Source organism: Ruegeria sp. CDSB022, from assembly GCF_059611145.1.
In genome coordinates, this window is sequence record NZ_JBXWOZ010000009.1 from 107,583 (window position 1) to 118,664 (window position 11,082).

At 55.3% G+C, this 11,082-nt stretch carries 10 protein-coding genes and 1 pseudogene; 9 read left to right on the forward strand and 2 right to left on the reverse strand.

All coding sequences use genetic code 11. The features are described from left to right. Positions 1 to 22: 22 nt before the first annotated feature. The 9 genes from AC2FIZ_RS14320 to pdeM all read left to right on the forward strand — a co-directional run bounded on the left by AC2FIZ_RS14320 (position 23) and on the right by pdeM (position 10,025). Positions 23 to 1,465, forward strand: a complete 1,443-nt coding sequence (locus AC2FIZ_RS14320; RefSeq protein ID WP_281995756.1) for a TadA family conjugal transfer-associated ATPase — start codon at positions 23 to 25, stop codon at positions 1,463 to 1,465. An 11-nt stretch (positions 1,466 to 1,476) separates the two neighbouring features. Then, entirely contained in the window at positions 1,477 to 2,445 is a 969-nt protein-coding gene (locus AC2FIZ_RS14325; protein WP_142637962.1) for a type II secretion system F family protein, read from the forward strand. A 10-nt stretch (positions 2,446 to 2,455) separates the two neighbouring features. Beyond that, on the forward strand, positions 2,456 to 3,433 hold the full coding sequence (locus tag AC2FIZ_RS14330; protein WP_142637960.1) for a type II secretion system F family protein: 978 nt from the start codon (positions 2,456 to 2,458) through the stop codon (positions 3,431 to 3,433). A 6-nt stretch (positions 3,434 to 3,439) separates the two neighbouring features. Beyond that, positions 3,440 to 4,021, forward strand: a complete 582-nt coding sequence (locus AC2FIZ_RS14335) for a tetratricopeptide repeat protein (protein WP_185956705.1) — start codon at positions 3,440 to 3,442, stop codon at positions 4,019 to 4,021. Positions 4,022 to 4,050: 29 nt separating this feature from the next. After that, positions 4,051 to 4,902 carry a tetratricopeptide repeat protein gene (locus AC2FIZ_RS14340; RefSeq protein WP_142637958.1) on the forward strand — a complete coding sequence of 284 codons (852 nt, stop codon included), beginning with the start codon at positions 4,051 to 4,053 and terminating at the stop codon, positions 4,900 to 4,902. Between the two features lie 3 nt (positions 4,903 to 4,905). Next, on the forward strand, positions 4,906 to 5,442 hold the full coding sequence (locus AC2FIZ_RS14345; protein ID WP_142637956.1) for a prepilin peptidase: 537 nt from the start codon (positions 4,906 to 4,908) through the stop codon (positions 5,440 to 5,442). A gap of 118 nt (positions 5,443 to 5,560) precedes the next feature. After that, positions 5,561 to 6,868, forward strand: a complete 1,308-nt coding sequence (locus tag AC2FIZ_RS14350) for a DUF8689 domain-containing protein (RefSeq protein ID WP_142637954.1) — start codon at positions 5,561 to 5,563, stop codon at positions 6,866 to 6,868. Between the two features lie 40 nt (positions 6,869 to 6,908). Then, the gene (locus AC2FIZ_RS14355; RefSeq protein WP_496791227.1) at positions 6,909 to 9,320 is read left to right on the forward strand and encodes a ligase-associated DNA damage response DEXH box helicase; all 2,412 of its coding nucleotides are present in this window, start codon (positions 6,909 to 6,911) and stop codon (positions 9,318 to 9,320) included. 42 nt (positions 9,321 to 9,362) lie between these two features. Beyond that, positions 9,363 to 10,025: a ligase-associated DNA damage response endonuclease PdeM gene (pdeM, locus tag AC2FIZ_RS14360; protein ID WP_142638200.1), complete on the forward strand. Its 663-nt coding sequence runs from the start codon at positions 9,363 to 9,365 to the stop codon at positions 10,023 to 10,025. A 6-nt stretch (positions 10,026 to 10,031) separates the two neighbouring features. Here the strand turns inward: pdeM and AC2FIZ_RS14365 are convergent, their stop codons facing one another. Further along, positions 10,032 to 10,775, reverse strand: a complete 744-nt coding sequence (locus AC2FIZ_RS14365; RefSeq protein WP_281973281.1) for a LytTR family DNA-binding domain-containing protein — start codon at positions 10,773 to 10,775, stop codon at positions 10,032 to 10,034. A gap of 205 nt (positions 10,776 to 10,980) precedes the next feature. Further along, a pseudogene (locus tag AC2FIZ_RS14370) lies at positions 10,981 to 11,082 on the reverse strand (bifunctional methylenetetrahydrofolate dehydrogenase/methenyltetrahydrofolate cyclohydrolase); the annotation flags it as partial.

Consider the following 11,082-nt stretch of genomic DNA (forward strand, 5'->3'; position numbering starts at 1 on the left):
CAATCCCACAGGGAGAGCCGCCGTGTTTTCAAGATATAAAAAACCCGAAGCACAACCGGTCCAGGCACCGGCTAAATCGCCCGAGGCCACACCTGCACCTGCAGCGGAGCAAGCATCAACCTCTACTGCTGTTGCCCGGCGACCCACCCCCAAAAAGGCGGTCGAGGTTGTAGGGGCGGACAAGGAACGCAAGCGCAAAGAGCGTCTGGGCGAAATCAAGATCGAACTCCACCGCGAGCTTCTTGAAAACCTGAACCTTGCGGCCCTTGAGAAAGCTGGAGAATCCGAGCTGCGCTCGGAAATCAGTGCGATTGCCAGTGAGGTTCTGGAATCCCGCAACATCGTTCTAAACCGCGACGACCGGCAACAGCTGAACAAGGAACTGTATGACGAAGTAACCGGTCTTGGCCCTCTCGAGACCTTGCTTCAGGACGACTCTGTCAGCGATATTCTGGTCAACGGCCCGCAGCAAATTTTTGTTGAACGGTTCGGTAAGCTAGAAATTAGCGACGTTACCTTTAAAGACGAAAAGCACCTGATGCGGATCATCGACAAGATCGTATCCGCCGTGGGCCGCCGTGTTGACGAATCCAACCCCTATGTGGACGCCCGTCTGGCGGATGGCTCGCGTTTCAACGCCATGGTGCCACCGATTGCCGTTGACGGCTCGCTGGTATCCATTCGTAAGTTCAAAAAAGATAAGCTGGCCATTGATGACCTGGTGAATTTTGGTGCCTTCACCGAAGAAATGGCCGCCTATCTGCAGGCTGCTGTATCTACACGCCTGAATGTGATCGTTTCGGGCGGTACCGGTTCCGGTAAAACAACCACGCTAAACGCATTGTCCAGCTTTATCGACGACGCCGAGCGTATTCTGACCATCGAGGATACAGCGGAACTCCAGCTGCAACAGTCTCATGTTGGCCGGATGGAAAGCCGCCCGCCTAACGTCGAAGGCAAGGGTGAAGTCAGCCCCCGCGACTGTCTGAAAAACGCCCTTCGTATGCGTCCCGACCGTATCATCGTGGGTGAGACACGGGGCTCGGAAGTTATCGACATGCTACAGGCCATGAACACTGGCCATGATGGCTCGATGACAACGATCCACGCGAACTCGGCCCGAGACGGGATTTCGCGCCTTGAAAACATGATCGCGATGGCCGGGATCGAAATGCCGATCAAGGCCGTCCGTAGCCAGATCTCCAGTGCTGTGAACCTGATCGTTCAGGCAAGCCGCCTGCAGGACGGCTCGCGGCGTATGACTTCGATCACCGAAATCACTGGTATGGAAGGCGATGTGATTTCCATGCAGGAAATCTTTCGTTTTCAACGCGTTGGATTAACGCCCGACAACAAGATCATTGGCCATTTTACCGCGACAGGCGTTCGCAGCCACTACTCCGAACGCTTCCGTCTGTGGGGCTATGATCTGCCCCCTTCGATTTACGAACCAACGACTATGTAGGAGATCTTGAAATGCAACTGCCTATGGAGGCACTGATCTACGTCGCGATCTTCGTAGGCGTACTTGCGTTGGTGGAAGGAATCTATCTGGTTGCCTTCGGAAAATCCATCAGTCTGAACAGCCGCGTGAACCGCCGTCTGGACATGCTGGATAAAGGCGTCGGGCGCGAACAAGTTCTGGAACAGCTGCGCAAGGAAATGCAGCAGCATATGAAGTCCCAGAGTATTCCGCTCTATTCCCTATTGGCGGACAAGGCTCAGAAGGCCGCCATCGCCTTCACACCCCGTCAGTTGATCCTGATTATGGTGTTGGTGACAGGCTTTGCCTTCATGGGGCTCAGCATTGCAACGGGAACGGAAACCATAATGCGGGCCGCAATTTCGGTCGCAATCGGTGTTGGTGGTGTCTATGCGTGGGTAAACAACAAGGCCAAAAAGCGTATGGCAATGCTGGAAGAACAGTTGCCAGATGCTGTGGAATTGATGGTTCGGTCGCTTCGCGTCGGGAACCCTTTTGTGTCCACCATTCAAATCGTCGCAAATGAAGTCCAGGATCCACTCGCCACTGAATTCGGAGTTATCGCTGATGAATGTGCCTATGGCCGTGACGTCGGTGAATCTCTCAAAGATCTGGCACAACGACTGGATATGCAGGATCTACGGTTTTTGGCAGTGGCCGTCGGCATCCAACAGCAATCCGGTGGTAACCTGGCCGAAATTCTGGCCGGTCTGGCCAAGGTGATCCGGGCCCGTTTTCGACTTTTCCGGCGCGTCAACGCTATCACAGCCGAGGCAAAATGGTCAGGAAAATTCCTATCTGGATTTCCACTGTTCTGCCTGGGATTCATTTTGGTGAACGACCCCGGGTACTATGACGAAGTTATGGATCACCCATGGTTCATTCCTGCCTGTTTCTTTGTCGGCATCATGCTGACACTGAACCTGATCGTCATGCGCATTCTAACCGACATCAAGGTCTGAGGACACCACCATGGAAATCCTGACCCAAATAAATGACTTTCTAACCGAGCTCCTTGGCCCCTTCGGTCCACTGATCGTGGTTGGTGTACTTGGACTGTTCATGATCTTGATCACAGTCCCCTTGATCCTGAGCCAGCCAGAAGATCCCCTGAAGAAACTGCAGCGTTCTAATGCAGCCCCTCGACAGGATAAGAAGGTCAAAAAGGACAAGCTCAGAACCAGCGGGCGAAACGAGCAGCTTGAGAAGTTTGCCAACTTCCTTGAGCCACAGAATAAGGAAGAACTGTCTGCCATGCAGCTGAAACTGCGGCAGGCGGGGTATCAATCAAAGGACGCAGTTCGGTTCTTCCACTTCGCTCAATTTTCCTTGGGCATCATCGGAATTGTGATTGGTGTTTTGCTGGTCACTGTCCTTTCCGACGGTCAGGAATTTACCGCGCAGCAGATGATAATACGAGTTCTTGTCCCGTCGGCCGCCGGGTATTTTCTGCCACGCTATTGGATCACCCGAAGGGTCGCAGAACGGCAAGAAGCGATCACCGCAGGCTTTCCCGATACTCTTGACCTGATGCTGGTCTGTGTCGAGGCTGGCCAGTCGCTGGACCAGGCCATCGTTCGCGTCGCACGCGAAATGAAAGCTTCCTACCCTGAGATTTCGCTTGAATTCGAAGTCGTCGCCCACGAATTGAAGGCCGGTAAGGACAAGGATACGGTTCTTCGCGATTTTGGTACGCGCTGTGGCGTTCAGGATGTTAACTCATTTGTGACGGTGATGATCCAATCGGCAACATTCGGTACATCCATCGCCGAAGCTTTGCGGGTTTACGCTGGCGAGATGCGAGATAAGCGCGTGATGCGCGCCGAAGAGGCCGCTAACAAGTTGCCAACCAAAATGACACTCGCCACTATGATGCTGACGGTGCCACCGTTGCTGGTCATTCTGGTTGGACCCTCGGCCAAAGGCATCGCTGAATTCGGCGGAGGCTAATAGCCTATGAAATTGAAACCCAGGTGCATCCAAACGGGGATACGCCGCGTGTTACAGGCCACCGTGGTTCTTGCCACGGTGGCTTCTTGCACGGAAACGGGGTCCTCCGGGGATCTGGATGCACCTGGCATTGATCGTAAAGCCCCGGCCGAGGATCAGATCGCAGTTGGCAACCGGCTGATGGCTTCGGGTGAATACGAGCTTGCGTTGGATGCCTTTATCCGCGCAGCGCTCAATCAGGGAATGACAACGCAGATCCTGACCTCGATGGGGACGGCAAATCTGGGCCTTCGGAGGCTTGGACAGGCGGAAACACTGTTGCGCCGTGCGGTTGAAGATGACCCCGAATGGTCTGTCGCCTGGAACAATCTGGGTGTGTTGCTGATGGAAATCGGTGAATACCCCGAGGCCGCTCAGGTCTTTCGCCGGGCCTATGCTCTCGATAATGGCGAAAGTGACGCAATCCGGGACAATCTGCGGTTAGCTCTCGCAAAAATGGAAAATACTGATAATAATACCCCTCAAGAACAAGAATACACACTGGAGCAGCAAGGCGACGGGCAATTCATGCTGCGCAAGCTCCCGTAACATAGGCAAGAGCAGTAAGGGACGCAAAAATGCGCCAACAATTCTTGATTCCGTCTATCGCAATCTGCGGGCTGATCCTCTCAGCCTGTGAAAAAGAGTCCGAGGAAGAAAAGGTCGAGCGTACATTTCAGGAGGTGAACGTCATTGACGAAACCAACCTGAACGACGTTCTTCTGTCGGCCGCCGATCCGAACGAAGCCGTTACCTATTTCCAGGGAGCCGCCGCCAAGAACCCGGGTCGTATAGACCTGCAACGTGGGCTGGCGATTTCACTGGCGCGCGCTAAACGGACGACCGAGGCAACCGCCGCCTGGAAAAAAGTCACCACGATGAGCGGTGCGACCAATGTAGACAAGGTCGAATACGCAGATTCTCTGGTACGTTCCGGGAACTGGTCACAGGCCAAATCGACATTGGATTCGATCCCGCCGACTTTTGAATCTTTCAAACGCTACCGCCTGGAAGCCGTCGTCGCGGATTCACAAAAAAACTGGAAACGCGCGGATCATTTCTATGAAACCGCCGTGGGTCTGACGACCCGCCCCGGTGGTGTGATGAACAACTGGGGATATTCCAAGCTGACGCGCGGCCAGTACGACGAAGCCGAACGGTTATTCACCGAGGCCATTCGACAGGATAACTCTCTATTCACGGCAAAGAACAATCTGGTCCTCGCCCGGGCTGCACAGGGCAATTACAGCATGCCTGTCGTTCCCATGTCTCAGGTCGAACGCGCGATGTTGTTGAACACAATGGCCATCTCGGCGGTGAAACGCGGTGATGTGGCGACGGCCAAGAACCTGTTCCGCGAAGCGATCGCCACCCATCCGCAACATTACGACGAAGCCGTTCGATCCCTGCGCGCGCTTGAGGAAGCCTGATACATGCATATTCCAGCGGGTGCTGCGGCCTGGTTTTTGCCGTTCGTACTGCCGATCTGCTATTACGTGGCCTTCACCGACCTGCGTGACATGCTCATCAAGAATCACGCCGTAGTAGCACTGGCTTCGGTATTTGCGGTCATCGGTTTGTTTGTCCTGCCGCCCTGGTCGGATGGTTGGATTACCGGCCCGTTTTCTGTGTCCCTCCCACCCTATTTGTGGCAGCTGTTACATATAGTTGTAATGCTGGTCATCGGCATTCTGCTCAACGCAGCCGGCATTATGGGAGCCGGAGACGCAAAATTCATAGCCGCGGCCTCAGCCTTTGTTTGGATGGGCGATTTCACATTGGTATTGTTGATCCTGATGTCGACCACCTTGGCGGCCTTTGTCACGCATCGATTGGCCAAACATACCGCCCTCAGAGCTATTGCCCCAGATTGGGAAAGCTGGCGTCGGGACAAACAATTTCCAATGGGTTTCGCGCTTGGTGCAACCCTGGCCATCTACCTGATACTTGGAACTGTTTACGGCTCGTAAACTATCATCAGTCCGCCTTGTCCCCGCCTTGGAACTGACACAAAGCCCGGCCAAATTTTCGTCAAAGGGCCCTTTTCAGGGCTATTGGCGTGAATACTGAATTAGACGGGCAACGCTCATGAATATGCAGACAACCTCGGTAATGGCCCCCCCTACCCCAAAGGGGTTGGGCGATATGCAGCTTCCTATTGTTATGATGCGGGATATCCTGCTGAAAACTATCTTTCGTAAAACCGTAGATACAGTTTCCGAAGTTGCCCAAGCGATCTGCTTGCCGGGTTCTGTCACACAGGAATTGATCGACCTTGCCCGCGAACAAAAGCTGCTGGAAGCAACCGGTACTTTGAACGCCAACAGCGGCAATGAGATGGGGTATCAACTGACCGATGCGGGCAAAGCGCGTGCATTGGATGCGCTGAGCCAGTCCGAATATTTCGGCGCCATGCCCGTCCCGTTGGATGTGTACCGCGAGCAGGTAAAACGCCAGTCGATCCGGAATATCCAGGTTTCCCGCGACCAGTTGACCGGGGCAATGGGACATCTGGTTCTGCCTGACAGCCTGCTGGACCACCTTGGACCCGCGGTCAGTGCAGGCCGATCAATCCTGATGTATGGACCTCCAGGTAATGGTAAATCCTCTATCTCGAACGGTATTCGGGATGCGTTGGGCGATAATGTCTATGTCCCATATGCCATCGAATACGCTGGTCAGGTGATCACGGTGTATGACCCGATTGTACACACAGCCATCGAACAAGAAGCAGATGACCCCAATAGCTTGCGCCGCCGCAAGCGGTTTGATTCGCGCTATGTCCAATGTGAAAGACCAACTGTTGTGACTGGCGGTGAACTGTCACTCAGCATGCTCGATCTGGTTTATAACCCTACGGCGCGGACCTATCAGGCCCCGCTGCAGCTGAAATCGACAGGCGGCATCTTTATCGTTGACGACCTTGGCCGTCAGCAGGAACCACCTCAGGCCCTGATCAACCGCTGGATTGTTCCACTGGAAGAGAACAAGGATATCCTTGGCCTGCAATCGGGTGAAAAATTCGAAGTGCCCTTTGACACGCTGGTCATCTTTTCGACCAACTTTCACCCCAACGAGATCTTTGACCAAGCCGCTTTGCGCCGGATCTTCTTCAAGATCAAGATTGACGGTCCGAACCAAGAGAACTTCCTGAAAATCTTCGCCATGGTGGCCCGCAAACGCGGGATGCCTCTGGACGAGGCCGCATTGGTCCATCTGCTAAAGGTCAAATACCCGACCATCGACAACATCTATGCGAACTATCAGCCGATATTCCTGATTGATCAGATGATCTCGATCTGCGAATTCGAGGGCATCCCCTATCAGATGAGCCCCGATCTGATTGAACGCGCTTGGGCCAACATGTTCGTCAAAGATGAGAAAATCGTCAAATAACCTAATGCCATTTCGCTGACGGGCCGGGTAATCTGCCTTTATGACGCAGATTCCCGCCCGGATTACTGACTGGTTTGAAGACAAAGGTTGGTCCATCCACCCGCATCAGCAGGACATGTACGACCGGGCCCTTGAACCGGCGACGTTGCTGATCGCCCCCACCGGCGGGGGCAAGACAATGGCCGGATTTCTGCCCACGCTGGCCGATCTGGCAGAGCGAAACCATGATGGCCTGCATACAATCTACGTCTCCCCTCTCAAGGCGCTGGCGGCAGATATCCGGCGAAACCTGCGTGGCCCAGCCGAGGAAATGGGCCTGGCCGTCCGGATTGAGGACCGCACCGGAGATACTTCAGCCACACAGAAAAAGCGTCAGCGGGTTGACCCACCGCAGATCCTTTTGACCACACCTGAAAGCCTGGCCCTGCTGACCTCTTACGAAGACGCCGGGCGGATGTTTCAGGGCGTGCAACGGGTGGTTGTCGATGAAATCCACGCCCTGGCCGAGAGCAAGCGTGGCGACCAGCTGATGCTGGCGCTGGCCCGTCTGCAGGGGCTCTGCCCGGACCTGCGCAGGGTGGGCCTGTCTGCAACGGTCGAAGACCCCAATGCGATTGCCCGATTTCTGGCACGTCACCCTGATCCCTGCCGGATCGTTGAGGCCGATCCTGGGCCTGACCCCGATATCCAAATGTTGGAAACGCCGGAAATGCCTCCGTGGTCGGGCGGTGGCGCGGCCTATTCCATCCCTGCCGTTCTGGACCAGATCCGGAAGCATAAGACGACGCTTATCTTTCACAACACCCGCGCACAGGCCGAGATTTTCTTTCACAACCTCTGGCTTGCCAACGAAGACGGGCTGCCGATTGGCATTCATCACGGCAGTCTGGACAGGCAGCAACGCGAACGTGTCGAGGCCGCAATGGTTCGCGGTGAGCTGCGCGCAATCGTCTGCACAGGCAGTCTGGATCTTGGTATTGATTGGGGCGATGTCGACCTGGTCATTCAGATCGGGGCGCCCAAAAACGTCAAAAGGCTGGTTCAGCGCATCGGGCGCGCAAATCACAGATACAACGCCCCCTCCAAAGCATTGTTAGTGCCCGCAAACCGCTTCGAAGTTGTGGAATGCATAGCGGCACTTGAGGCTGTAAAAGCTCATGATCTGGACGGTGATCCCCGCGGCGCAGGTCCACGCGATGTGTTGTGTCAACATATCCTGATTGCCGCAGCATCCGGGCCATTCTTGGCCGATGACCTGTTCCGGCAAATGACCGCAGCGGGCCCCTATGCCGAGTTGACCCGAGCAGAGTTCGACGCCTGTTTGGACTTTTGTGCAACCGGGGGCTATGCCCTGCGCGCCTATGATCGGTGGCAAAGGCTGCAGCTACGGCCAGATGGGCAATGGCAGCTGCGTGACCCCCGTGCTGCGCAGCGTATCCGCATGAACCTTGGCACGATTCAGGACACAGATACGTTGAAAGTCCGCCTGAAACGCAATCGAGGGGGCAAGCCTCTGGGAGAGGTCGAAGAAGCCTTTGCTGCCTCGCTGACCCACGGAGATACCTTTCTGATCGGCGGCCAGATCGTGCGCTATGAGGGATTGCGCGAGATGACGGTCGAAGTCAGCCGCCGAGCGGATAAGAAGCCCAAGATCGCAACGTTTTCAGGCACCAAATTTGCGACCTCGACGCAGCTGAGCGACCGTATCCTGCGGCTGTTTGCACAGCCCGATTGGCCCCAGTTACCCGCGCATACCGCAGATTGGCTGGTGTTGCAGCGCGATATCTCGCGCCTGCCTCAGCGTGACAGGTTACTGATCGAAAGTTTCCCCAACGATGGGCGCGAAAACCTGTGTGTCTATGGTTTTGCGGGTCGCAACGCCCAGCAGACGCTGGGGCTGTTGCTGACCAAACGGATGGAAGAAACGGACCTTGCACCGCTGGGCTTTGTTGCCACCGACTATGCAACCCTGATCTGGGGGTTGGACGCGGTGATAGACCCGCGTCCGCTATTTCAGCCCGACGAGCTGCGCAACGGCTTGGAAACCTGGCTGGCGGGCAATGCCGTAATGAAGCGCACCTTTCGTGCCTCGGCCACGATTGCAGGGCTGATCGAACGGAACATGGCCGGTCAGCGCAAAAGTGGTCGGCAGGCCACGTTTTCCTCAGATATCCTCTACGATACTTTGCTGAAATACGATCCCGATCACCTGTTAATGCAAATCACCCGAGAAGAGGCCATGCGCGGTCTCGTCGATTTCGGGCGGATCGAGGCACTGATCGAGCGGATCGGGGGACGTATAGATCTGATGCGATTGGATCGGGTTTCACCTCTGGCTGCACCACTGTTTCTTGAGGTTGGCAAGGTACCCGTCAAAGGTGCTGCTGAAGAACGCTTGCTGGCGGAAGAAAGCGCGCGCCTATTGCAAGAGGCTGGGCTGAAATCCTGCTAAAACCTCTTGCACGCGATAGCGGAACGTCGCAAAGAACGTAACATGAACGAAGTTTCGATCTGTTTAGCCGGGCAAAATCTGCTCGCGCTTGGGTCTGGTGCCCTTTGGTGGCCCGACAAAAGCGTGCTTTGCGTGTCCGATCTGCATCTGGGTAAATCCGAGCGTTTGGCGCGCCGGGGCGGCACGACATTACCCCCCTATGACAGCCAGGACACCCTGGCCCGATTGGCCGCAGATATCGAGCACACGCAGCCTGACATCGTTATTTGCCTTGGGGATAGTTTTGATGATCTTGATGCCCTAAACGCCTTGAGTGTGCCCGACAGGCTGCAGATTACGGCGATGCAGGCCGGTCGCCGCTGGGTCTGGATCGAAGGAAACCATGACCCCGGCCCGGTAGATCTGGGCGGAAGCCATTTGGCCGAATATGCGGTTGACCCTCTGGTCTTTCGTCATATTGCGCAACCCAAGGGCAAGGCTGAGGTTTCGGGACATTACCACCCCAAGGCGCGCGTGCGGGTTCGCGGTCGTTCCATCACCCGCCCCGCCTTCCTGATGGATCAGGCGCGTCTGATCCTGCCTGCCTATGGGACTTATACTGGTGGGCTCTTTAGCTCGGATCACGTTCTGGACGCCTTGATGAGCGATCAGGCAATGGCGATCCTGACAGGGAAAATCCCGCAAATGATCCCAATGCCCAGATAGGGCGGCTCAGATCAGACCATCTTCCTCTAGGAACGGACGGTATTTCCTGCTGACCGGAACAAGCTCTTCGTTCTTCAGGCGCAACATGGTCTTGCCACCCTTACGTTCGACCCCAGCAATGGCGTCATCGACAACCCAATGCGATCGGTGCGTGCAATGGCCCGGTAAAGGTTCCATTTCCTCTATGGCGTCGGTAAAACGCGACCGGATCGTAAACGTGCCCTCAGAAGTCACCACATCCACATAGTGGTCTTGGACCGTCAGGCGATAGACCCGACCCTGAAAGGATCCCGGCAACCGCTTGTACATGCGCGGCAGCGGAATTTCAGCATATTCGGATTGAGGTTTCGATGCCTCACGCCGTACCAGGATCAAGCCCACCGACAGCAAGGCGCCATAAGATGTTACGGATAACATATCCGGGCACGGCAGTCCGTTGGCCGAAAACAGCAACCAGACCATCAACCAAAGGCTTGGAACGAAAAGGACGAAAACCAAAGATATCAGCACAAGGTCGCGCCCAGAAAACTCGGTCTCAGCGAACAACCTACGCAACAATCTTCTTGCGACGCAGGTCACTCCTAGCGCCAGCGCCATCACCCCGATCCAGAAGGCCAAGCGCCAAGGAAAGGTTACTTCGATGGCCTGAAATGGTTGGAATACGAAGGACAATAGCAGAAGGAAAACCAGCCCGGCAATCAACCGGTACCCTACTATTTCGGCGAAAACTGGGCGCAGTTTCGTGAACATAAACACTCGACAACAACTCTCCGGGTCCAGCCAATACTACTGGGGACTTGCCATATTACAACGTAACCGGCTGGAATAGAAAGTTTATCACCAATACAGGCACATTCAATGCCCGTAATCTCACACTTAGTTTACATATTAACAAATTTTAGGCCGGGGAGTACCCCGGCCCTGAAAATCTACATGCACGACTGTCCGCTATGGGTCACACAGTCAGGCCTTCTGGTTCTGGGAGTTTGTTTGCGCGGCATGCGGCGGTCAGGGTGTTGGCCAGCAGGCATGCGATTGTCATGGGGCCGACGCCACC